This window comes from Nonomuraea sp. NPDC049309 (assembly GCF_043196965.1).
Classification (GTDB): Bacteria; Actinomycetota; Actinomycetes; order Streptosporangiales; family Streptosporangiaceae; genus Nonomuraea; species Nonomuraea fastidiosa.
Window position 1 is genome coordinate 324,924 of sequence record NZ_JBICSH010000001.1, and the last position, 22,250, is coordinate 347,173.

16 protein-coding genes are annotated in these 22,250 nt (G+C 71.2%); 5 read left to right on the top strand and 11 right to left on the bottom strand.

Translation table 11 applies throughout. The features are described from left to right. Window positions 1–54 precede the first annotated feature (54 nt). From ACGFIM_RS01550 to ACGFIM_RS01560, 3 genes are read left to right on the top strand one after another with little or no spacing between them, the layout of a single operon-like run. Window positions 55–1,011 (top strand): D-alanine--D-alanine ligase family protein, encoded by a 957-nt coding sequence (locus ACGFIM_RS01550; protein ID WP_393192845.1) that lies wholly within the window; start codon window positions 55–57, stop codon window positions 1,009–1,011. Next, window positions 1,008–2,477, top strand: coding sequence for a UDP-N-acetylmuramoyl-tripeptide--D-alanyl-D-alanine ligase (murF, locus tag ACGFIM_RS01555; RefSeq protein ID WP_393192848.1), 1,470 nt, complete (start codon window positions 1,008–1,010; stop codon window positions 2,475–2,477). Before ACGFIM_RS01550 ends, murF begins: the two co-directional genes overlap by 4 nt. Beyond that, window positions 2,447–3,139, top strand: a complete 693-nt coding sequence (locus tag ACGFIM_RS01560; RefSeq protein ID WP_393192851.1) for an aspartate/glutamate racemase family protein — start codon at window positions 2,447–2,449, stop codon at window positions 3,137–3,139. The genes murF and ACGFIM_RS01560 overlap by 31 nt, the downstream gene beginning before the upstream one ends. Window positions 3,140–3,370: 231 nt before the next feature. Here the strand turns inward: ACGFIM_RS01560 and ACGFIM_RS01565 are convergent, their stop codons facing one another. The 5 genes from ACGFIM_RS01565 to ACGFIM_RS01585 form a co-directional block, all read right to left on the bottom strand. Next, window positions 3,371–4,384 carry a LacI family DNA-binding transcriptional regulator gene (locus ACGFIM_RS01565; protein ID WP_393192854.1) on the bottom strand — a complete coding sequence of 338 codons (1,014 nt, stop codon included), beginning with the start codon at window positions 4,382–4,384 and terminating at the stop codon, window positions 3,371–3,373. Between the two features lie 80 nt (window positions 4,385–4,464). Further along, a complete protein-coding gene (locus ACGFIM_RS01570) occupies window positions 4,465–5,592 on the bottom strand; it encodes a LacI family DNA-binding transcriptional regulator (RefSeq protein WP_393192857.1) in 1,128 nt (375 codons plus the stop codon). A gap of 144 nt (window positions 5,593–5,736) precedes the next feature. Then, entirely contained in the window at window positions 5,737–7,197 is a 1,461-nt protein-coding gene (locus ACGFIM_RS01575; protein WP_393192860.1) for a non-reducing end alpha-L-arabinofuranosidase family hydrolase, read from the bottom strand. 26 nt (window positions 7,198–7,223) lie between these two features. After that, the gene (locus ACGFIM_RS01580; RefSeq protein WP_393192863.1) at window positions 7,224–9,254 is read right to left on the bottom strand and encodes an RICIN domain-containing protein; all 2,031 of its coding nucleotides are present in this window, start codon (window positions 9,252–9,254) and stop codon (window positions 7,224–7,226) included. Window positions 9,255–9,645: 391 nt separating this feature from the next. Next, window positions 9,646–11,115, bottom strand: a complete 1,470-nt coding sequence (locus ACGFIM_RS01585; protein WP_393192866.1) for an endo-1,4-beta-xylanase — start codon at window positions 11,113–11,115, stop codon at window positions 9,646–9,648. 509 nt (window positions 11,116–11,624) lie between these two features. Here ACGFIM_RS01585 and ACGFIM_RS01590 point away from each other — a divergent pair. Further along, on the top strand, window positions 11,625–12,938 hold the full coding sequence (locus ACGFIM_RS01590; RefSeq protein WP_393192869.1) for a PHB depolymerase family esterase: 1,314 nt from the start codon (window positions 11,625–11,627) through the stop codon (window positions 12,936–12,938). A gap of 507 nt (window positions 12,939–13,445) precedes the next feature. On the opposite strand, the gene ACGFIM_RS01595 is transcribed toward ACGFIM_RS01590, so the two are convergent. Genes ACGFIM_RS01595 through ACGFIM_RS01615 form a run of 5 tightly spaced genes read right to left on the bottom strand, consistent with a single transcriptional unit; the run spans window position 13,446 to window position 19,671 of the window. Beyond that, entirely contained in the window at window positions 13,446–15,470 is a 2,025-nt protein-coding gene (locus ACGFIM_RS01595; RefSeq protein ID WP_393192872.1) for a hypothetical protein, read from the bottom strand. A 29-nt stretch (window positions 15,471–15,499) separates the two neighbouring features. Next, window positions 15,500–16,636 carry a mandelate racemase/muconate lactonizing enzyme family protein gene (locus ACGFIM_RS01600; protein WP_393192875.1) on the bottom strand — a complete coding sequence of 379 codons (1,137 nt, stop codon included), beginning with the start codon at window positions 16,634–16,636 and terminating at the stop codon, window positions 15,500–15,502. 1 nt (window position 16,637) lies between these two features. Next, complete coding sequence (locus ACGFIM_RS01605) at window positions 16,638–17,465, bottom strand: carbohydrate ABC transporter permease (protein WP_393192878.1); 828 nt, start codon at window positions 17,463–17,465, stop codon at window positions 16,638–16,640. Then, window positions 17,465–18,400, bottom strand: a complete 936-nt coding sequence (locus ACGFIM_RS01610) for a carbohydrate ABC transporter permease (protein ID WP_393192881.1) — start codon at window positions 18,398–18,400, stop codon at window positions 17,465–17,467. Before ACGFIM_RS01610 ends, ACGFIM_RS01605 begins: the two co-directional genes overlap by 1 nt. A 2-nt stretch (window positions 18,401–18,402) precedes the next feature. Then, window positions 18,403–19,671, bottom strand: a complete 1,269-nt coding sequence (locus tag ACGFIM_RS01615; RefSeq protein WP_393192884.1) for an ABC transporter substrate-binding protein — start codon at window positions 19,669–19,671, stop codon at window positions 18,403–18,405. A gap of 138 nt (window positions 19,672–19,809) precedes the next feature. Here ACGFIM_RS01615 and ACGFIM_RS01620 point away from each other — a divergent pair, with 138 nt between their 5' ends. After that, window positions 19,810–20,580 (top strand): FadR/GntR family transcriptional regulator, encoded by a 771-nt coding sequence (locus ACGFIM_RS01620; protein WP_393192887.1) that lies wholly within the window; start codon window positions 19,810–19,812, stop codon window positions 20,578–20,580. Here the strand turns inward: ACGFIM_RS01620 and ACGFIM_RS01625 are convergent. After that, the gene (locus ACGFIM_RS01625; RefSeq protein ID WP_393192890.1) at window positions 20,577–22,229 is read right to left on the bottom strand and encodes a beta-xylosidase; all 1,653 of its coding nucleotides are present in this window, start codon (window positions 22,227–22,229) and stop codon (window positions 20,577–20,579) included. The two genes, ACGFIM_RS01620 and ACGFIM_RS01625, sit on opposite strands and share 4 nt — an antisense overlap. Window positions 22,230–22,250 lie beyond the last annotated feature (21 nt).

Below are 22,250 nucleotides of genomic sequence, written 5' to 3' on the forward strand. Positions count from 1 at the left end.
ACGCCGCCGGCCCGAGCGCCGGCCCCGTACCGCTGAGAAGAAGGCTGATGGATCGTGACGAAACGCCTGCGCGTGGCCGTGCTGGGCGGCGGGCCGTCCGCCGAGCACGAGGTGTCGCTGCAGTCGGCCCAGGCCGTGCTCGACGCGCTGCCCGCCGACCTGTACGAGCCCGTGCCCGTGATCATCGACCGGCGCGGCCGGTGGCCGATGGAGCTGCGGCGCGGCCTGGTGGACGTCGTCTTCCCCGCGCTGCACGGGCCGTTCGGCGAGGACGGCGTCGTCCAGGGATACCTGCAGGCGCTGGGCCTGCCGTACGTGGGGTGCGGCGTGCTGGCCTCGGCCGTGGCGATGGACAAGGTGGCGATGCGGCGGGCGTTCATCGCCGAGGGCCTGCCGGTCACCCCGCACGTGTGGTTCTCCGCCCGCGAGTGGCGCGCCACCACCGACCCATGGGCGCTGGTGAAGCCGCTCGACTGGCCGATGTACGTCAAACCGGCCAACATGGGCTCCTCCATCGGCGTCTCGCGCGTCACCACCATGGACGAGCTGCGCGCCGGCGTGGAGCTCGCGCTCACCTACGACCGGGTGGTGGTCGTCGAGCAGGGCGTGTCCGCGCGCGAGATCGTCTGCGGGGTGCTCGGCGACCACGACACGCCGGAGGCGTCGGTGCCGGGCGAGCTGATCGTGCCCGGCGACTGGCTCGACTACGAGGCCAAGTACCTCGGCCGGGCCGAGATCGCCGCCGTCCCCGCCGAGCTGCCGGAGCGCATCGCCGGGGACGTGCGCGAGCTGGCCCTGCGCGCCTTCCGCGCGATCGGCGGCTACGGGCTCGCCCGGGCCGACTTCTTCTACGACGAGCGGGACGGCCGCCTGTACGTGGGCGAGATCAACACGATGCCCGGCTTCACCGCGCGTTCCGTCTATGCCAGAGTGTGGGAGGCGAGCGGGGTCCCGTACCCGGAGCTGCTGCGCCGCCTCATCGACCTCGCGCTCATCAGGGACGCCGCATGATCCCCATGACCCTGCGCGAGATCGCCGAAGCGGTCGGCGCGCGCCTGCACGACGCGGACGACCCCGAGGCGACGGTGACCGCACCCGCCGCCGTGGACTCCCGCGAGGTGCCGCGGGGAGGGCTGTTCGTGGCGACGGCGGGCGCCAACGCCGACGGTCACGACTTCGCGGCCGCGGCCGTCGCGGGCGGCGCCGCCGCCGTGCTGGCATCGCGCCCGGTCGGCGTGCCCGCCCTCGTCGTGGACGACGTCCAGCACGCGATCGGCCGGCTCGCCGCACACGTGCTGCGGCGCATCACCCCGGCCGTGATCGGCTTGACCGGCTCGGCCGGCAAGACCACGACCAAGGACCTGCTGGCCCAGGTGCTCGAACGGCACGGGCCGACGGTCGCCACCGCCAGGTCGTTCAACAACGAGCTCGGCCTGCCGCTCACCGTCCTGCGCGCCGGCGCGGGCACCCGCTACCTGGTGCTGGAGATGGGCGCGACCAGGAAGGGCGACCTGACGTACCTGACCGGCATCGCGCCGCCCCGGCTCGGGCTGGTGCTGAACGTCGGCGTCGCGCACGTGGAGCGCATGGGCGGCGGCCTCGCCGACGTCGCCCAGGCCAAGGGCGAGCTGGTCGAGGCGCTCCCGCCGGACGGGTACGCGCTGCTCAACGCCGACGACCCGCACGTGCTCGCCATGGCCGGCCGCACCCGCGCGCGGGTTCTGCTGTACGGACGCTCGCCGCGGGCGGTGGTGCGGGCGGAGAACGTGCGCATGGAGGGGGCGCGGGCCGCGTTCGAGCTGGTCACGCCGTCCGGCCGGGCCCCGGTCGGGCTGAGCCTCATCGGCGCGCACCAGGTGTCCAACGCCCTCGCCGCCGCCGCGGCCGCCACCGCGCTCGGCCTGGACGTCACGCAGATCGCCGAGGGGCTGACCGGGGCCAGGCGGCGCTCCGCCGGACGCCTGGAGATCGTCGAACGGCCCGACGGCGTCACCGTCGTCGACGACTCCTACAACGCCAACCCCGACTCCATGCGGGCCGGGCTGCGGGCGGCACGGGCGCTGGCCGGCGCCCGCCGCACCGTCGCCGTGCTCGGCGGCATGGGGCAGCAGGCCGGCGCCTCCCGCGCCCGGCACGCCGAGATCGGCGCGCTCGTCGCCGACCTGGGGATCGACGTGCTCATCGCGGTCGGCCCAGGCGGCGCGCGGATCGCGGAGGAGGCCGCGCGGGCGGCGAGCGGCGACGTGCGCGCGATGGCCGAGGCCGCGCGGGCCGGCGGCGCATGCGTCCACACCGCCCCAGGCCCGGACGCCGCCGCCGAGCTCGCCCGCGCGCTGCTGCAGCCGGGAGACGTGATCTTCGTCAAGGCGTCCAGCGAGTACCGGCTCGGCGCCTGCGCCCGCGCCCTCACCGCCGCATCCGACAACCTCGAAGGAAACGGAGCCTCATGCGCGTCATCGGCCTCATCGGCGGGCTGAGCTGGGAATCGACCGTCATCTACTACCAGGTCATCAACCGCCGCGTACGCGAGCGGCTCGGCGGCAGCCACTCGGCCGACAGCCTCATTTGGTCGGTCGACTACACCACCGTCGAAGAGCTCGCCTTCGCCGGCCGCTGGGACGAGATCAGCGCGCTCCTGTGCGACGCCGGGCGCAAGCTGCAGGACGCCGGCGCCGGCGTGCTGCTCGTGTGCAGCAACACCTTCAGCAAGGTCAGCGACGACGTGGCGCGGGCCACCGGCGTGCCCGTGCTGCACATCGCCGACGCCGTCGCCGCCGAGGTCCGCTCCCGCGGCATGCGCAAGGTCGGCCTGCTCGGCACCCGCTTCACCATGGAGGAGCCCTTCTACCGGGACCGGCTGGCCGCGCACGGCTTCGAGGTGATCGTCCCGCCGCGCGAGCAGCGGGACCTCGTCCACGACGTGATCTTCGACGAGCTGGTGCGCGGCGTGATCAGGGAGCCGTCCAGGGACGCCTACACGCGCATCATCGACGACCTCGCCGCCGCCGGAGCCGAGGGCGTCATCCTCGGCTGCACGGAGATCGAGCTGCTGGTCGGCGAGAAGGACGGCGCCGTGCCGCTGCTGCCCAGCGCCCGCCTGCACGCCGAGGCCGCCGCCGCCTTCGCCCTGGCGGACTGACCGCCGGGCACGGGTCACCGCCGCGCAGGACGCCCGCAGCAGCGCGACGGCCGTCGAGCCGCACCGCGCCCGCCTCGGCCAGGCGCGGGTTGAGCAGCATCACGTGCTCCTTGTCGTACGGCAGCTCGCGGTGGAAGCGGGCGGCCTCCGAAGTGCAGCCGGGCGGCGCCGAGCAGGAGGCGGGGCGGTGCTTTCGCGTAAGCCGCGCCGGGGTGGTCAGAGCGGCCACGGTCAGGCGGGGGGCGGGGCGGTGCTTTCGCGGACGATGAGCTCGGTGGCCAGCTCGACGCGGCTCTGCGCGAGCCGCTCGCCCTGGGCGAGGGTCAGCAGCATCGAGGTGGCCGCGGCGGCCATGTCGGTGAGCGGCTGGCGGATGGTGGTCAGGGGCGGGATGGCCCAGCGGACGGACGGCAGGTCGTCGAAGCCGATCACGCTGAGGTCGTCGGGGATGCGCAGGCCGAGCTGGTGCGCGGCGTGATAGGTGCCGATGGCCTGGCCGTCGTTGGTGGCGAAGATCGCGGTGGGCCGGTCGGGCAGGCTCAGCATGCGGCGGGCCTCGGCCAGGCCGCCTTCGATGAGGAAGTCGCCCCTGCCGATCAGCTCGGGATCGACGGGCAGCCCCGCCATGTCGAGCGCCGTGCGGTAGCCGTCGAGGCGGGCGCGGCTGGACAGGGTGGAGTCGGGGCCGGTGATGATGCCGATGCGGCGGTGGCCGAGGTCGAGCAGGTGGCGGGTGGCGGTGAGGCCGCCGTGCCAGTTTCCGGCGCCGACGGACGGGATGTTGCCCGACGGGGTGTCGGCGGGGTCGAGCAGGACGAGCGGGATCTCGCGGCGGGCGAGCTGCTCGTGCTGGGCCAAGGTCAGGCCGGAGAACACGGCGATCACGCCGCTCGGGCGGCGCCGCAGCACGCCGTCCAGCCAGGCGTCACCGGCCTTGCGGTCGCGGCGCACGTCAGAGACCGCCACCGTCAGCTCGTGTTTGCGGGCGACCTGCGCGACGCCCTTGGTGATCTCGACGGGGTAGTCGCCCTCCATGGCGTGGAAGACCAGCTCGACCAGGGCGCTCGGCGCGGAGCGGCGGCGCTGGCGGCGGTAGCCGTGGCGGCGGATCAGCTCCTCCACGACGGCACGGGTCTCCGACGACACCTCGGAACGACCGTTGACGACCTTGGAGACCGTCGCGGTGGACACGCCGGCCAGCTCGGCGAGCTGGGCGATGGTGAGCGGGGACGACTCCGTGGTCATGGCCGCAGTCTAGCCAGGCGACACGCCGATGAGGGCGGTCCGGGCCTGGGCGGGATCGCGGGCTCTGCCCGTCGGCTCCGTCAGGCCGCCGCGGCCGTGGTGCTGCCCCGGAGGATGAGGTCGGCGCCGAGCTCCACCTGGGGCCGGGCCGGGTGCTCGCCGCGGGCCAGCCTGAGCAGCATGTCGGCGGCCGTCGCGGCCATCTCGGAGAGCGGCCTGCGCACGGTGGTGAGCGGCGGGTCCATCCAGCGGCCCGCGAGCGGGGCGTCGAAGCCGACCACGCTGAGGTCGCCGGGGATGCGCAGCCCGAGCCGGTGCGCCGCGCGGTAGACGGCCGCGGCCTGGCCGTCCGCGCAGGTGAGGATCGCCGTCGGCCGGGACGGCAGCCGCAGCAGCCGCTCGACCTCCGCCTCCCCGGATGATGCCGCCGGTGACCCGCCGCCTGTCCTGAGGCCGGAGCCGGCGGCTCCGGTGATGGGCTGCGGCTCTCCAGGAGTGATGGCCTCGTCGGGGCGGGTGGGCTGAGCGGGGGCGGTGATCAGTTCGGGGGCCGCGGGCACGCCGGCCATGTCGAGTGCGGTGCGGTAGCCGTCGAGGCGGGCGCGGGCGGCTAGGCTGTCGGCGGGGCCGGCGAGGGCGGCGATGCGGCGGTGGCCGAGCGAGAGCAGGTGGCGGGTGGCCATGAGGCCGGCGCTCCAGTCGCTCGCGCCCACCGTGACGACCTCCGCCGGGGGCTCGCCGCGCGGATCCAGCAGCACGAGCGGGATGCCGCGGGCGGCGAGCTGTTCGCGTTCCGTCCCGGTCAGATCGGAGAAGACCGAGATGACGCCCGTGGGGCGGCGGCTCAGCACCCCCTCGATCCAGGGGACGTCGCCATGCCGCAGCCGTGACACGGACACGCCCAGGCGGTGTTCGCGCGTCACCCGCTCCACACCCGCGGCCACCTCGCTGGGAGCCTCGCCGTCGAGGTCGCCGAAGACCAGCTCGACCAGGGGCGCGAACGTGGCGCGGCGGCGTTGCGGCCGGTAGCCGTGTTCGCGGATGAGACGTTCGATGAGCGCGCGGGTCTCCGGCCTGACCTCGCTGCGGCCGTTGACGACCTTCGACACGGTGGCCGTGGACACCTGGGCCAGCTCGGCGAGCTGCGCGATGGTCAGCGGCCGGGACCGCGTGTCGCCGTCGCCGGTCGGCTCTGCGGCCATGCTCATGCCGGAAGTGTAGCGAGTTGTTTTCGGCGTTCTCGACCTTAACTTTCGGCGAACGGGGCGGCGACGCAACGGCGGGCCGGGGGGCGACGCAACGGCGGGCCGGGGCCGCACCGGCCCCGGCCCGCACGTCAGCCGGTCACGCCGTCAGCGCTGCAGGGTCAGCAGGCCGGGGCGGTAGGGGAGGAGGCCGTAGTCGCCGCCCGAGTTGGGGTCGCGGCCCTGGTAGAGGAGCTGCAGGTTGCAGGGGTCGACGGTGAAGGTCTGGTCGGCGCTGGCCCGGATCAGCTCGCCGTGGCTGATGTCGTTCGTCCAGGTGGCGCCGCTGTTGGCCTTGCCGGCGAACGGGTTGCTCTCGCTCGCCGCCTGCGGCGTCCACGTCCCGTTCAGGCTGGTGGCCGTGAACGAGCGGAAGTAGCGGCCCTGCGAGCCGATCGCCTCGACCAGCATGAGGTACTTGTTCTGGCCCTTCAGCTTGTAGACCTGGACGGCCTCGAACAGGTTGTTGGTCGAGTCGCTCATGATGACCGTCGAGGACGAGCCGAAGTTGCCGGGGAAGTTGCCGATCGGCATGCTGGCCCGGTAGATCTTGCCGTTGTCACCGGCGAAGAACAGGTACATGGTCGTGTCGTCGGCGATCAGCGTCTGGTCGATGGGCCCGGTGCCGGAGTCGGAGATGCTGCCGGTGAACAGCGGCTGCTCGGCCGACCAGCCGTTCGGGTTGGTGGGGTCGGTCGAGGTCCGGTACGAGAAGGGCGTGCTGCCCCACTGGTAGGCGAGCACCCAGATGTTCTTCGGCGCGAAGTAGAACAGGGTAGGCGCGACCGTGCTGTTGTTCATGGCGTTCTGGCTCGCCGACGCCATCTGCGACCAGTCGCTGAACGGGCTGAAGTTCATCGAGCCCCAGCGCGTGCCGTAGTCGTGCGTGGTCGCGTACACCAGGTGCTGGCCGTTGTACGGGGCGACGGTGAAGTCCTTGAGCGACACCCAGCCGGAGCGCGGCGTGGCCAGCGGGCCGGTGGAGGTCCAGCGGTAGCTCGACGGCAGGTCGCACTCGCCGGGGTTCTCATCGCCGCCGCCGTCGACGCGGACGAGCTGCCACTGCTGGTTGGCGCCGCCCCAGTCGTCGTACTGGACGATGTTCGCGCCGTCGGCGGTCGAGCCGCCCTGCACCTCGAGCGCCTTGCCGCTGTTGCGGTTGATGAAGCGCACGTAGCCGTCGGAGCTGTCGGCCAGGCGCCACTGCTGGTTGGTGCCGTTGTGGTCGGACCACTGCACGATTTCGCCGCCGTTGGCGGTGGAGAAGTTGTAGACGTCGAGGACCTTGCCGGAGTGGCGGGACTTGATGCGGTAGTAGCCGTCGCCGGAGTCGACGAACTGCCACTGCTGCTGGTTCTGGTCGTTACGGGTCCACTGGGTGATGCGGGCGCCGTCGTTGGTGGCGAGGTTGTAGACGTCGAGCGCCTTGCCGCTGTTGCGGTTGATCAGGACGTACCAGGCGTTGGTGTCGACGCCGGCCGCGTGCGCCGTCTCCGTCTGGAGCGCGACGAGCAGGCTCGCCAGCAACGTGGCCAGGGCCGCGAGTAAGGACAGGGGTCTGCGCTTCATGGAAGCCGCCTTTCTCGATGGGTTCGTCAGGGTGCGGTGAGGTCGAAGCGGCGTACGGTCACTTCGCCGCCGAGCGACCGGGTGGCGTAGTTGAAGATCCCGAAGCGGTAGCCCATGAAGAACTGCCAGGCGTTGTTGAGCGTGAACGCCCGGCCGAGGCTCACGAACGTGCTGCCGTCGGTGCTGTAGGAGAAGCTCGCCTGCCTGCCGGACCCGGGCCGCACGTCGGCGCTGACCCGCAGCCAGATCCGCCCGCCCGAGACGGGCGCGCTCGCCACCTCGTAGCCGGTGCCGGTGGTCTGCCACGAGCCGTCCATCGTGAGGCCGTCGGTCATGACGACGCGGGTAGCGCCGTTGTCGCGCTTGACGCCGATCCACGCCGACTGGTCGCGCAGCATCGCGAGTCCCGCGCGGTCGCCGTCGGCCATCTGCGAGTAGTCCAGCTCGATCGTCGCCGTGGACGCCGGCCCCTGGATGCGGTGGGTCAGCGTGTTGCGGGCGTTGTAGAGGTCGTCGGTGACGGTCGCGGTCTGCAGGCGCAGGCCGTCGCCGGTGGAGAAGCGGCTGGTGTCGGGGTTGTGGTTCCACTCCCAGCGGGGCCCGAGGCTGCTGGATGTGAACGTGTCGGGGCCGATCATGGACGCCACGGTCTTGTCCGTCTGGATGTTCGGCTTGGGGTAGGTGGCGCCCCACGTGCCGTTGACGGTCTGCAGCACCGGCCAGTCGCCGCTCCAGGTGATCGGCGCGAGCGCCGGGACCCGGCCGCCGGGGTAGGCGTCGATGAACGCCATGTAGTACCAGTCGCCGTTCTGCGTCTGGACCAGCCCGCCCTGGTGCGGCACGCCGCCGCCGGAGATGGGGCCGGGCAGGTTCAGCAGGACCTCGCGCATCTCGTACGGGCCCCACGGCGAGGTGGAGCGCAGCACGTACTGGCCGTTGGCCGGCCGGGTGAGCCAGATGTAGTAGTAGCCGTTGCGCTTGTAGAAGCGGGCGCCCTCGAGGGTGCCGACGCTGCTCGGCGTCTGGAACACCTGCTGGGCCCGCACCTGGCTGAAGCCGTCGGCGGACAGCTGGGCGACGCTGATCGTGGTGTTGCCGTAGGCGACGTACATGGTGTCGTCGTCGTCGATCAGCAGGCCGGCGTCGTAGTAGCAGTTGTTGATCTGCGAGCGCTTGGTCCAGGTGCCGTCCACGGCGGTGGCGGTGTAGACGTAGGTGCGGTTGAACTCGATGCAGCCGATCCAGTAGAAGGTGGCGTTGCTGGGCCGGTAGTTGAGCGTCGAGGCCCAGATGCCCTTCACGTACGCCCGGCCGCCGCTGAGGTCGTAGGCGCTGGAGTCGAAGTCGAGCCGCGGCACCGAGTGCCCGGCGTACTCCCAGTCGACCAGGTTGTACGAGCGCAGGATCGGCGCGCCCGGCGAGTAGTGCATGGTCGAGGCCGAGTAGTAGTAGGTGTCGCCGACCCGGATGATGTCGCCGTCGGCGAAGTCCTGCCAGACGACCGGGTTGGTGTAGGTGTCGCCGGGGTTCGGGTCGCCGCCGCCGTTGACGGGGACGAGCTGCCACTGCTGGTTGGCGCCGCCCCAGTCGTCGTACTGGACGATGTTCGCGCCGTCGTCGGTGGAGGCGTTCTGCACTTCGAGAGCCTTGTCGCTGTTGCGGTTGATGAGGCGCACGTAGCCGTCGGAGCTGTCGGCCAGGCGCCACTGCTGGTTGGTGCCGTTGTGGTCGCTCCACTGGACGACGGGTGCGCCGTTGGCGGTGGAGTAGTCGGAGACGTCGAGGACCTTGCCGGAGTGGCGGGACTTGATGCGGTAGTAGCCGTCGCCGGAGTCGACGAACTGCCACTGCTGCTGGTTCTGGTCGTTACGGGTCCACTGGGTGATGCGGGCGCCGTCGTTGGTGGCGAGGTTGTAGACGTCGAGCGCCTTGCCGCTGTTGCGGTTGATCAGGACGTACCAGGCGTTGGTGTCGACCGTCGCGGCCGTCGCCGCCTGGGGCGTGAACAGCACGCCGATGAGCACGAGGGACGAGAGGATCGCGAGCGCGCGCCTCACGGGGACCTCCAGGGGTGGTCGTCGGTCCGGGTGCCCGAGGTGCCGGCGCGGAAGGTACGCGACTCGGATGCTGTTGTTAGCGCTAACATTTCGTGTCGCATGAAGCCGTGACCCTCCTCCTTCGGGCGCGTCGTCGGGAGTACATCCGAGGCGCGGGTCCGGCGTCAACGGCGGCGGTCACCGGCGTGCCCGCGCTCACCGCGGCGAGCGCGGCCTGACCTGGCCTTTCATTCGGCCGCGTGAGCGCTGCGATCCGTTGAAATTTTCATGCCTTGATCGGTTAAGTTGCGGCGACGGCCGGCGACCGGCTCCCGTCCCGGAAGGGGATGGGCCGCCGGCCGCGCCATTCTCGTCCCGGCACCGCCCGTTGCGGGGCCGGGACGAGAGATCGTCAGGACCCTGAGGTGTAGGTCCACTTCTGGTTGTCGCCGCCGTGGCAGGTGTAGAGCTGCAGGCCGGTGCCGTTGGCGGTGCCCTGGCCTATGGCGTCGAGGCACAGGTTCGACTGCACGCCGGTGATGGTGCCGTCGGAGTTGATGCGCCACTTCTGGTTGTCGCCGCCCCAGCAGGAGTAGATCTGGATGCGGGCGCCGTTGCTGCTGCCTCCGGCGTCCAGGCACTTGTTGCCGAAGATCCGCAGCTCGCCGTCGGAGGTCTGGGTCCACTGCTGGTTGGAGCCGCCGTTGCAGTCATAGAGCTGGACGGCGGTGCCGTCGGAGGTGGAGCCGTTCGGCACGTCGATGCAGCGGCCCGAGCCTACGCCCCTGATCGTCCCCTCGTCGCCGTCGACCGGCGGCTCGGAGCTGTCGCCGCCGTTGAGCGCGTCCAGCACCGCGTTGTAGGCGGCCTTCTTGTTGCCGTTGCCGTCGAAGAGCAGCGCGCTCGCCCCGGAGCCGAGCCAGGAGTCGGTGTCGCGCACGCCCCAGACCGTGATGCCGGTGCAGCGCTCCACCGCCAGGCAGTCATTCACGACGCTCGCGTACGTCGAGGCCGAGCCGCCCTGGATGTCCAGCTCGGTGATCTGCACGTCCACGCCCAGGGCCGCGAAGCTCTGGATGGTCGTCCGGTAGTTCGGGTTGTACGGGCTGTTGCTGTTGAAGTGGGACTGCAGGCCGACGCAGTCGATCGGCACGCCGCGGGACTTGAAGTCCCTGACCATGTTGTACACGGCCTGCGTCTTGGCCCAGTTCCAGTTGTCGATGTTGTAGTCGTTGTAGCAGAGCTTGGCGTCCGGGTCGGCTTCGCGGGCGGTGCGGAAGGCCACCTCGATCCAGTCGTTGCCGGTGCGCTGCAGGTTGGAGTTGCGCCGGGCGCCGGAGTTGCCGTCGTCGAACGCCTCGTTCACCACGTCCCAGGCGTAGATCTTGCCCTTGTAGTGGCCCACCACGCCGTTGATGTGGTTGATCATCGCCTGGCGCAGCTCGTAGCCCTCGAGCTGCTGCATCCAGTACGGCTGCTGGCTGTGCCAGGCCAGGGTGTGACCGCGGACCCGCTTGCCGTTCTGCACGGCCCAGTTGTAGATCTGGTCGCCGGCGCTGAAGTTGAACTGCCCCCGGTTCGGTTCGGTGGCGTCGATCTTCATCTCGTTCTCGGCGGTGATCATGTTGAACTCGCGGTTCGCGATCGTCGTGTACTGCGAGTCGCCGAGCTTGCTTCCGGCGATGGCGGTGCCGAAGTAGCGGCCCGTCTGCCCTGCCGCTGCGGCCAGCGTGCTCTCCGCCGCCTGCGCGGGGGTGGCCAGCGTCATCGCCGCGACCACGCCGGCGGCGCCGATCGCGCTGATCAGACCGGTGATCAGCCTGCGTCTGCGCCCGCCGGACGGCTGCCGGGCGGGGGGTGGGGACATGGCGTCGACGCTCATGCCTGAGCCTCCATGTGAATATCGGGGGGAAGGGAGTGCGCGGGACACCCGCGGCACGGCGCACGCGGAAAGACCGCGGCGTCGAGACGGCGCCCCTGCCGCCACCACCGTTCTGGCAGGGGAGATCGTCGTGCGGTCTCAGTGTGGGAAGCGCTCCGAAAGTTGTCAAGGATTCAGAGAAACTTTCGGGAACGATCTGCTCCCACAGGGCCGCGATACCGTGGCCGAACTCCACTTCCAGATCTTTGAAACTTTCGGCGGGCCGGTGCCGCCCATGAAACTTTCACCTTCGAGGAAGGGGATGTGTGCGGCGTATCGGCAGGTAGGCGCCCTGAACCGGGCGCGTGCCCGCGCGCGGCGGTCCTCGGGCCCTTGACAGGAGGTTTCGGTCCGGGATTTGCTCCGTGCGCCACCACCATTCCACCGCCCGGGGATCCGGGCACCGCTTGTTAGCGCTAACAGCACGTCCGCCGCCGGAGACGGCGACCCCCCAGAAAGGACGTACGGCTATGAGAAGGTGCACCGGCCTGACGGCCGGTCTGGTGGCGCTCGTCGCGGCGCTCGCGACGGGCCTGGCCATGTTCCTGACCACCGCCCCGCGCGCGTCGGCGGCGACGCTGACCGAGGTGACGAACTTCGGCGACAACCCCGGCGGCCTGCGCATGTACCTCTACGTGCCGGACCGGCTCGCGGAACGGCCGGGAGTGCTGGTGGCGATGCACGGCTGCAACGGCTGGGCGCAGGGCTTCCACCAGGGCACGGAGTTCGCCTCGCTCGCCGACCGCTACGGCTTCATCGTCATCTACCCGCAGGCCACCAAGAGCGCCAACGGCATGTCGAACTGCTTCGACGTCTGGTCGGACGAGGCACTGCGCCACGGCGGCGGCAGCGACCCCGTCTCGATCGTCTCCATGGTGACGTACGTGCTCCAGCAGCACGGCGCCGACCCCGACCGCGTCTTCGCCACCGGCTTCTCCTCCGGCGCGATGGAGACGCTCAACCTGCTCGCCACGTACCCCGACGTGTTCAAGGCCGGCGCGCCGTTCTCGGGCGTGCCGTACAGCTGCCTCGGCCCGACCGGCTGCGGGGACAAGTCGCCGCAGCAGTGGGGCGACCTGGTCAGGAACGCCTACCCCGGCTACAGCGGTCCCTGGCCGCGCGTGATGGCCTGGCACGGCACCAACGACTCCGTCCTGCCGTACTCGATGCTGCAGGAGGAGGTGGACCAGTGGACGAACGTGCACGGGCTGAGCCAGACCCCCACCTCCACCGACAGCCCGCAGCCCGGCTGGACCCGGAGCGTCTACGGCTCGGGGCAGGTCGAGGCGTACACGGTCAACGGCGCCGGGCACGACCTGCCGCACACCGGGATGGCCGCGTACGCCATCAGCTTCTTCGGCCTCGACGGCGGCGGCGGCACCACGCCCACGCCCGGTGAGGGCGAGGGACAGATCAGGGGCGTGGGCTCGGGCCGCTGCATCGACGTGCCGAACGGCTCCACCTCCGACGGCACCGCCGTCCAGCTGTGGGACTGCAACGGCGGGACCAACCAGCAGTGGACCCAGACCGACTCCGGTGAGCTGCGCGTCTACGGCAACAAGTGCCTGGACGCCGGAGGCAGCAGCAACGGCGCCCGCATCCAGATCTACTCCTGCCACGGTGGCGACAACCAGAAGTGGCGCATCAACTCCGACGGCACGATCACCGGCGTGCAGTCGAACCTGTGCCTGGATGCGATAGGCCAGGGCACGGCCAACGGCACCGGCCTGCAGCTCTACACCTGCCACGGCGGCGACAACCAGCGCTGGTCGTACACCACCTGAAACCCCGCAAGGCCCGCCCGCGCCGGAAGCGAGAGGACGACTTCCGGCGCGGGCGCACCCATGTGCGAGACGCGCCGGCCGGCTTCAAGCCGGCTGCGCCGGGCGCAGGCACGGGCGGCACGAGCGCGGGCGGCACGGGGGCGATCGCCGCAACGGGCTGAGCACCGGTGACGGCGGCGGCCCGATGTGCGGGCGCCGACCCGGCCGCTCTCGCCCGACGAGCCCGCGCCGCGTCCATCGTGCCGGTCGCCACCACCCGGGGAGGGGCGGCCGGGCCCGACCTCGCCGCACTTCCTGCGACGTCGCCGCCGCGCTCGGCATCCCCGGAACCGCCACGCCCGGGGACCGGGGACCACCGTCCCGGCGGGCGGACGGGTGTGCCGGTCGTGGTCGTCGCCGCGGCGCGCGGCAGGTGGGCGGCGGGTGGGAGAGCAGGGCCGCGCCGGGCGGCCCGACGGTTCGCGAGCGGGCCGCCCGGCGCGGGCGTTGCCTCGTTTCCGATGGCGATCAGTGCGCGTTCTCGCCGGTGGGGCCGGCCTGGTCGATGATCTTCTTGGCTTCGGCGGGCAGGTCGCCGGCGGTGACGGTGGTGTTGTCGCGCACGGTGTTGCCGCGCTCGCCGTCCACCAGCCCCGTGATGGCGGGGTTCGTCGTGTAGTTGCCGGTCAGCGTGAGGTCGCCGGTGCGGTTGCCGTTCTGGTTGTTGGCGTGCGCCCACTGGGCGGCGGTGCCGACGAAGACGTTGCGGCTCGCCGAGATGTACCGGGAGCCCTCGTCGAAGTACAGGCCGAGCTGCCCGCTCTTCTCGCAGTGGTTGCCCTCGATCCGGCTGCGGGGCATCGCGGAGAGTGTGTAGATGCAGCCGGCGTCGAACATCGTGTGCACGACGTCGTGCACGTGGTTGCCCGTGATCGTGACCTCGGTGGACGTGGTCGGCGTGTCGTAGATGGGCTGGAAGTCGTACAGGCCGCGGTTGATGTACTCGGGGCTGCCGCCCGGGTCGTTGGCGCCCCAGCCGAAGCCGACCCCGATGCCGGTGTACGGCATGTCGCCGACCTCGTTGTGCTCGATGGTCAGCCGGGTGACGTAGCTGGCGAAGATGCCGTCCTGGTCGAGGAACTCGCGGGCGGTGGAGTAGATGCGGTTGCCGCTGATGCGGATGTCCTTGTTGATCATCCGCGGGTCGGACGGGTGGTGCGCGTCCGGCCGTACGCCGCCGACGACGATGCCGCCGCCGGCGCTCGCGGTGAACGTGCTGCCCGTGACGGTCACGTCGTGCGCGCCCAGCCCGACCCCGGTGGCGTGCGCGTTGGCGTCGTTGCCGATGCCGAGCCCGACCGAGCCGAGGTTGACGAACGTGTCGCCGGTGAAGGTGATGTGCTCGGCGGCCGACACCTGCACCGCGGCGGGCGTCTGCGACCAGTTGTTGCGCGCGCCCTCGAAGCCCTTGCAGCCGAAGGCGCACGAGGTGAACGCGTCGTCCGGCCGGTGCTCCTGCACGCCGGCGATGAACGTGCCGGTCTGCTGGTTGGCGTAGCCCTCCTGGGTGCCGGGCTGCAGCCACGTGGTGCCGGTGAAGGTCAGGCCTTCGAAGCGGAGGTTGCGTGCGGGCTCGTCGTACGTGCCGCCGATCTCCAGCAGCGTCTCCAGGCGGGGCAGCTCCACCTTCGCGCTGGACATGTCCTGGCCGGGCAGCGGCTTGTAGTAGACGGTCCCGGAGCTCCTGTCGAGGTACCACTCGCCGGGCTCGTCGAGGAAGGCCAGGGAGTTCTGCAGGTAGAAGGTGGGGGTGCGCAGCGGCGACTGGATGGTGTCGTAGCCGAAGGTGTTGTTGTCCCAGGCCGGCTGCTGCATGACGACCGTGGTGCCGGAGATGCGCTGCACGGGCGCGAAGCGGTTGGTGAACGACAGCTTCGCCTGCAGCTCGATGCGCTGCTGGTCGGGCAGATCGGCGAGGTAGGCCAGATCGGGGTCGTCGAGGGTGAAGCCGGTCGCGGTGAGCGTGATGGAGTCGCGGGGCAGCTCGATGCGGGCCCGCTGGGCGAGGGCGCCGTCCACGTAGAGCTGCCGGCTGTCGGCGTCCGTGCCGACCTGCGCCTTGTAGACGCCCTTGCCGGGGTCGTCGAGCGTCCAGCCGGTGACGGGGCGGGCGCCGCTCAGCACGGGCTTGGCTCCGCGCGCCGCCTTCCAGGTCACGACGCGGCCCTTCCTGCCGGAGTCGGCGGCGCCGAACCGCAGCGGCTCGGTCAGCCGGTACGTGCCGTCGAGCAGCTCGACGGTGACGTCACGGCCTTCGGCAGCCGCCGCGCGGGCCCGGCGCTGCGCCTCCTGGAGGGTGGCCAGCGGCTTGGCGGCGTTGCCGGGGCCGCTGTCGTCGGCGTTCTCGGCTCCGGTGGGCGCGACGACGATGGTCCGCGCCGGTGCGGCCTGGGCGGGTGCGGCGGCGGGGCCGGCGATGAGCCCGCCGGCGATCAGTAAGGCGGCGGACGCCACGGCCGGCGTTCGCCCGCGGGGGGTGAGAGGTGGATGCACGGGATTCTCCTTTTCTTCCGGAGGTTCCGTCATGACGGGGGACTGAGCAGCCGCAGGCCGGCGCGCTCCGGACGCACGTCGGGGGTGCCGTCCCGCGGTGGGGGAGGCGCGGCGATCGCGGTCTCGTCGACGGTGATGCCGAGGCCGGGAGAGTCGCCCAGGACGAACGCGCCGTCCTCGACGGTCACGTCCACCGCGATCCCGAGCGGGGGATGCAGGTCCTGCAGCTCGCTGACCAGGTGGTTCGGCACCGCTGTGGCGGCGTGCAGCAGCCCGATCGGGGTGGTGCCGATCGGGCTGACCGGCAGGTCGTGGGCGTGCGCCAGCGTGGCGACGCGCAGGAAGTGGGTGACGCCCCACACGGCGGCGGCCTGCACGATGTCCACCGCGCCCGCGGCCAGCAGCGGCCGGTACTGGTCGAGGCCGGTGAGGTTCTCGCCCGTCGCGACCGAGGCGCGGATCCCGCGCCCGACGGCGGCCAGCCCTTCGGCGTCCCAGCGCCGTACCGGCTCCTCGATCCACGCCAGGTCGAGCGTGCGCTCCAGTTCGGCGACGTGCCGGACCGCCTGCTTGCGGTGCCAGGTCTCGTTCGCGTCGAGCATGAGCGCGGGCCGGGCGCCGTGCCCCGCCTCGGTCAGCACGTCGCGGACCAGCTCCAGGCGGCGCCGGTCGCGGTCGACGTCGAGGCCGCCCTTCAGCTTGGCCGCGCGCAGCCCGCGCGCGGCGTACTCCTGGTGGACGGAGACGAGCTCGTCGTCGGTCAGCGCGATGTCCAGCGCGGACGCGTACGCGGGCACCCGCCGGTCGCGGCCTCCGAGCAGCCGCCACAGCGGCTCGCCCGCCGCCTGCGCCTTGATGTCCCACAGCGCGGTGTCGAGCGCGCCGATGGCGCCGAAGACCGCGCCCGCGTGCCCGGCTTTGAACGTCCGCCGCAGCATGCGGTCATAAAGCGCGGTGACGGCGCGTGGATCCTCGCCTTCGATCGCGTGGAACACGGCGTCGAGGTGGGCGTGCGGCCCGAGGCCGACGCCGGTGATGCCCTCGTCGGTGTCCACCAGGACGATCGGCACGGCCACGTTCCCGCCGGCGTGCACGCCGTTGGCGTCACCGACCGGACGGCCCCACGCCTGCACCGTCGTCAACGTCCGATACCCCGAGATTCGCATGTCAGCCCTTCGTGGAGCCGGCGGTGACCCCGTCGGCGATCTGGCGCTGGAGGAACAGATAGATCAGCAGAACGGGTATCGCGGCGATGAGCACCCCGGAGGCGAACTGGGGGATGTTGTCGGAGTACTGCCCGCGCAGCGAGGTCACGCCGACCATGAGCGTGCGGTGTTCCGGCGAGGGCATCATCAGCAGCGCGATGAGCACGTCGTTCCAGCAGAACAGCGCGTCCAGGATGCCGACGGAGAGCAGGGCGGGAGCGCCGAGCGGGATCATGATCCGCCGGTAGACGCCGTAGGTGGAGTTGCCGTCGATGCGGGCCGCGTGCACGATGTCGGCCGGGATGGTCCGGTAGTGGCTGGTCATGAGGAAGACGGTGAAGGGCAGGAACTGCGCGACGTAGGCGAGGATCAGCCCCGGATAGGTGTCGATGAGCCCGGTGTCGGCCATCACCTTGACCAGCGGCACCATGATCACTTGGAACGGGATGAACAGCGCCGCCAGGCAGCCGAGGAACAGCGCCGACGAGCCGCGGAAGCGCAACTGGCTCAGCGCGAACCCGGCCATCGACCCGACGAGCAGCAGCACCACCACCGACGCCGTGACGACGATGAGCGAGTTGGCGAAGTAGCGCGCCATGCCGACGCTGCTCCACGCCGCGGCGATGTTGTCGAGGTGCAGGCCGTCGGCGGGGGAGAACCGGTCGAGGATGTACTCCCGCCGGGTCTTCATGGCCACGTTGGCGGTGAACAGCAGGGGATAGACGGTGGCCAGCGCGAGCAGCGCCATCGGTACGGCGGCCAGCCAGCGGCCCAGACGCAGGACGGGCATCAGTCCTCGCTCCCCGCCCGGCGCAGGATGGCCACCTGCGCGATGCCGGCCACGAGCATGATGAGGAACAGGACGGTGGAGGCCGCCGAGGCGAGCGCCGGGCGGTTCATCTGCCCCTGCTGGATCCACACGTAGAACTCCGGCAGGTACGTCGAGCCCTCCGGCCCTCCGCTGGTCATCACGTACAGCAGGCCGAACATGGACGTCAGCATTCCGATCATGGTGGTGACGACGACGAACTGGATGGTGCGCGACAGCCCCGGGATGATGACGTGCCAGATGATCCGCGGCAGCGACGCGCCGTCGATCCTGGCGGCGTCCAGCAGGGCGGCGTCGAGGGTGGAGAACCCGGCGAGGAAGACCACCAGCGCCATGCCGAACGTCGCCCAGATGTGCACGCCGATGACCGTGAACCTGGCCAGCGCGGGGTCGCCGAGCCAGTCGACGGGCCCGAGCCCGAAGGCGGCGAGCGCGGTGTTCAGCGGGCCGTCGTATCCGAGCATCAGGTTGAAGATCGCGCCGACGATCACGGGGGAGAGCACGGCGGGGAAGAAGTAGACGCTGCGGAAGAAGCGGTGGCCGGGCACCTTCAGGTAGATGAACATGGCCAGCAGGCCGGGGATCGCCACCGCGACCGGTAGCAGCAGCACGAGCAGCCCGACGTTGCCGAGCGCGGTGCGAAACAGCGGGTCGCCCAGCAGCTCGGCGTAGTTGTCGAAGCCGACGGGGGTGCCGTTGCGCTCGCCGTCTCCGGTGAAGGAGAAGTTGACGCCCAGCACCAGCGGCCACAGCCGCAGCGCCACGATGATGAGGACGGCCGGCGCGACCAGGACGAAGGGCGCCAGCCGCTCGGCCCTCGCTCCCCGCGGCAGCCCCGGCCGCCCGTGCCCGGTCCGGCCGGGGCGCAGCGCGGGTGAGGTCGTTCCGGCCGCCACGGTCAGCTCGCCTCGTCCGCGGCGGCCAGCTGCCGTACGACGTCGTCCACGTCGGCCGATCCGCTCAGCAGCTGCTGGGAGAGCCGGCCCATCAGGTCCAGGACCTTGCTGGACAGCGCCACGTGCAGCGCGGGCTTGCCGCCGGTGATCTGCGGCACGATCGCGGCGACGGCCGGTGCGTCCTGCGGGGCCTCGATGGTGGTGTCGGAGGTGATCGCGCCGGCGTCGGCGGAGAAGGCGGTCAGCGCCTCGGTCGAGGTCAGCGACCGTACGAGGTCGGCGGCGAGCGCCGGGTCCTTGGCCGTCTTGGCGATGCCGTAGCCGATGCCGCCGTCGTAGGGCAGCACGGGCTCGGCGCCGTCGGTGACGACGGGGGCGGTCATGACGCCGACGTTGTCCGGGCCGAGGAACTCGCCGAAGTCCTTCCAGTGGCCGACGTCCGACATCAGCCCGATGACGTGGGCGGCCTTGCCGGTGTCGAAGAGGGCGAAGGCGTCGTTGAACAGCGCGGTGGAGTTGGCGCCGTCGGTGTTCAGGCCGTCGTCCTCGGCCTGCTTCCAGAGCCGGAAGATCTCCTTGACGTGGGGCGAGGTCCAGTCGCGCTTGCCCGCGATCCAGTCGTCGTACTCCTTCGGCGTCAGGATGCCCGGCCCGAGCCCCGACATGAAGAACTGGATGCCGAAGCCCTCCTTGTTGCCGAGCGCGAGGCACCTGGCGCCGGTGGCCTTCTTGATGGCGGCGCAGCCGCGGACGAACTCCTCCCACGTCTTCGGCGGGTCTGCCGGGTCGAGCCCGGCCTTGGTGTAGATCGCCTTGTTGTAGTAGACGGGGTGGCCCTGCAGCGTGACCGGGGCGGCGTAGATCGTGCCGTCCTTGCTGAAGGCGTCCCAGCCGGCCAGCCGCTGCTTGTCGGCGGCCACGTACTGATCGAGCGGCAGCAGCATGTCGACGCGGTCGCGCAGCTGCCCGCCGCCGTTGAACAGCATGACGTCGGGGCCCTTGCCGGACTGAGCCGCCGTGCCCAGCAGCGTGTAGTACTGGTCGTACGGCTGGGCCACGAACTCGACGGTCACGCCGGGGTGCTTGGCGGCGAAGTCGGCCTTCGCTTTTTCGAGGTAGGACGCCACGCCCGGCTCACCGGACTTCCAGTCCCAGACGACGAGCTTGTTCGTGGCGCTTTCGGATGAGGGCTGCGCCGGTGCGGCGCTTCCGCAGCCTGTCAGGGCCAGCCCGACGGCGAGCGCGGCAGCCCAGAGGCATCGCTGCTTCATGGCTTCACTCCCCAGAGCGCGGTCGGCGTCCCCGGCCGCATGCCACGAAAACGTAACTCGTATGACGTATTACGTCAATGAGGGTGGCCTATACTGGCGGGGCGCCGCCCCGGCGGTGGCGCTGGTGGGGAGGGGGATATGACGGCGTCGCAGGAATCGCCTGGGGGCGTCTCAGTGCCGCCCGCGTGGGTGCGCAGGCCGGCCAATCTCGCCAGGGCGGTGACCGCGGAGCTGGTGGAGCGCATCGTGCGCGGCGTGCACCCGTCCGGCACGCCGCTGCCCCCCGAGCCCATGCTGTGCGAGACGTTCGGGGTGAGCAGGACCGTCGTCCGCGAAGCGGTGAAGATCCTGCAGGAGAAGGGCCTGGTGCAGGTCAGGCAGGGCGCCGGCACCATGGTCACCCCGCCCACGTCGTGGGACATGCTCGACGAGCTCGTGCTCGCCGCCACCATCGACATGGACGAGAGCCTGGCGATCCTCGACGACCTCGTCGTCACGCGCCGCCTGCTCGAGTCCGACATGGCCTACCTCGCCGCCCGGCTGGCCGGCGAGGAGACCATCGAAAGGCTGCTCGCCCTGGTCGATCGCATGGACGAGCTGGTGGACGACCACGTCACCTACGCCGAGCACGACCGCGCCTTCCACGACGTGATCATGCAGGCGTCCGGCAACCGCATCGCCAGGGCAGTCGTGCGCGCGCTGGAGAGCCAGGTCATCAACACCGCCCGCTACATGGGCGACCCCCAGCGCGCGCAGTGCGTGGCCTCCAATCAGGGCCATCGCCGCATCTACGAGCGCATCGCCGCGCACGACCCCGAAGGGGCGAGCGAGGCGATGTTCACGCACATCACCGAGGCGTGGCTGGTCCGCCGCAAGGCCTCCAGCGCCCCGGTGCGGTTGCAACGCTAGCCCCTGGCCTCCCGTCCCGACTGCCGCAGCGACATCACCGCCCAGGGCGGCAGCTCGACGTCGAGCTTGAGCACGCCGTCGTCGGGCACGGTCAGCGCGTACGTGCGCAGCGCGTCGGCCGCCCTGCTCAGGTGCTCGCGCTGCGCTCGGGTGAGGTTGAGCGGCGAGCCGAGGGCGTACCACGCCTCGGCGACGTTGCCGTGCTCCCAGTCGAGCACCTCGACGAGGAACGTGCTGCCCGGCTCCAGGCCCTCGATCGTGTGGCGGATACGGCGGCTCGGCCCGACGGCGGCCAGCTCGCGGGTCGCCGCGTACGTGCCGCGCGCGCTCAGCCCCTTCAGCCCCATGTCGTCCGGGTAGTTGAAGAACACCGCCGAGACGGCCGAGGTGCGGCTGTCGCGGGTCACCACCCCGTCGGGCGTGGCGAGCAGCAGCCGGTCGCCGAGCCGTTCCAGCATGGTGAACGCGTGATAGGTCGGCTTGTGGATGCCGTCCTCGTTGACCAGGCCGAACCCGCCGTGGAACGGTCCGATGCCGGCCCCGCCCTCCTCGAAGACGTCGGTGAACGTCCAGTAGGAGATCGAGTCGGCGAGCGAGGCGCACTTGACGTACGAGCGGGTGATGGAGGTGGCCGCGAACACCGTGTCGTGGATGAAGTCGCGCGACGACGGCGAGGTGGACCACTCGGTGATGTGGATCTCCGCGTCGGGGTAGGCGCTGTCGCGCAGCAGCGCGCGCAGCAGGGTCAGGTCGTCGTACGTGGCGTCGGCGTACCGGGTGATCTGCACCGCCTGACCGTCGGCGCCGTAGGCGTAGTCGGTGGGGTACAGGTGCGTGGAGACGAAGTCGACCGGCAGGTCGCGCCCGGCGCACCAGGCGAGGAACTCCTCGATCCACACCGGCCGCCAGTCGAGGGCGTCCACGTCGGTCGCGGCGGCCGTCTCCAGCATCGCCGCGCGGTCCTCGGTCTCGCCCTTGTAGCGGTCGTCGGGCACGAAGACGCTGGTGGACGGGCCGCCCACCTTCAGCTCGGGGTCGATCGCCTTGATGGCCCGCACGGTGGCCTCGTACAGCTCGAAGTACTGGGTCTTGGTGCCGGTCCAGAAGTGGGGGACGAGGTTCGGCTCGTTCCACACCTCGAAGCGCCACTGCCGCACCTCGTCCAGGCCGTACCGGTCGACCCAGTGCTCGACCGTCCTGGTGACGAGCTCGGCCCAGCGCGCCATGTCCTTGGGCGGGCTGCAGTGCGCGCGCCACCAGAACAGCGTCTCGGTCTGGGTGGCCAGGGCACGCGGCATGAAGCCCAGCTCCACGAACGGCCGCACGCCCTGCTCCAGCAGGAAGTCGAAGACCTTGTCCACGTAGGAGAAGGTGTAGACGGGGGAGGGGAGCGGGCTGTCGGGGCCGAAGCCGCCGCCGTAGCTCTCCCGGTAGACGAACATGTCGTCGTGGAAGAGGCCGTGGAAGCGCACGTACTTCACGTTGAGTGCGGCGGCCACCTCGGCGAACTGCCGCTGCCAGTCCGCGCGCAGGGCCTCGTTGGCCCGCCCGGCTCCGATGCAGGCGCTCCACACGTGCGGGAACGCGGTTTCCTCGCGCGCCTCGCCGTCGATGAGCAGCCGGGATGCGGGCACAGCGTCGCTCGTCATGGTCTCGCTTTCAGTCGAATG

Excerpts from the sequence above, each read along its gene's own strand:
- ACGFIM_RS01600 (WP_393192875.1), bottom strand. The coding sequence starts at position 16,636 with ATGCGAATCTCGGGGTATCGGACGTTGACGACGGTGCAGGCGTGGGGC.
- ACGFIM_RS01575 (WP_393192860.1), bottom strand. The coding sequence starts at position 7,197 with ATGAAGCGCAGACCCCTGTCCTTACTCGCGGCCCTGGCCACGTTGCTG.
- ACGFIM_RS01585 (WP_393192866.1), bottom strand. The coding sequence starts at position 11,115 with ATGAGCGTCGACGCCATGTCCCCACCCCCCGCCCGGCAGCCGTCCGGC.
- ACGFIM_RS01570 (WP_393192857.1), bottom strand. The coding sequence starts at position 5,592 with ATGAGCATGGCCGCAGAGCCGACCGGCGACGGCGACACGCGGTCCCGG.
- ACGFIM_RS01620 (WP_393192887.1), top strand. The coding sequence starts at position 19,810 with ATGACGGCGTCGCAGGAATCGCCTGGGGGCGTCTCAGTGCCGCCCGCG.
- ACGFIM_RS01590 (WP_393192869.1), top strand. The coding sequence starts at position 11,625 with ATGAGAAGGTGCACCGGCCTGACGGCCGGTCTGGTGGCGCTCGTCGCG.
- ACGFIM_RS01615 (WP_393192884.1), bottom strand. The coding sequence starts at position 19,671 with ATGAAGCAGCGATGCCTCTGGGCTGCCGCGCTCGCCGTCGGGCTGGCC.
- ACGFIM_RS01560 (WP_393192851.1), top strand. The coding sequence starts at position 2,447 with ATGCGCGTCATCGGCCTCATCGGCGGGCTGAGCTGGGAATCGACCGTC.
- ACGFIM_RS01625 (WP_393192890.1), bottom strand. The coding sequence starts at position 22,229 with ATGACGAGCGACGCTGTGCCCGCATCCCGGCTGCTCATCGACGGCGAG.
- ACGFIM_RS01565 (WP_393192854.1), bottom strand. The coding sequence starts at position 4,384 with ATGACCACGGAGTCGTCCCCGCTCACCATCGCCCAGCTCGCCGAGCTG.
- murF (WP_393192848.1), top strand. The coding sequence starts at position 1,008 with ATGATCCCCATGACCCTGCGCGAGATCGCCGAAGCGGTCGGCGCGCGC.
- ACGFIM_RS01605 (WP_393192878.1), bottom strand. The coding sequence starts at position 17,465 with ATGCCCGTCCTGCGTCTGGGCCGCTGGCTGGCCGCCGTACCGATGGCG.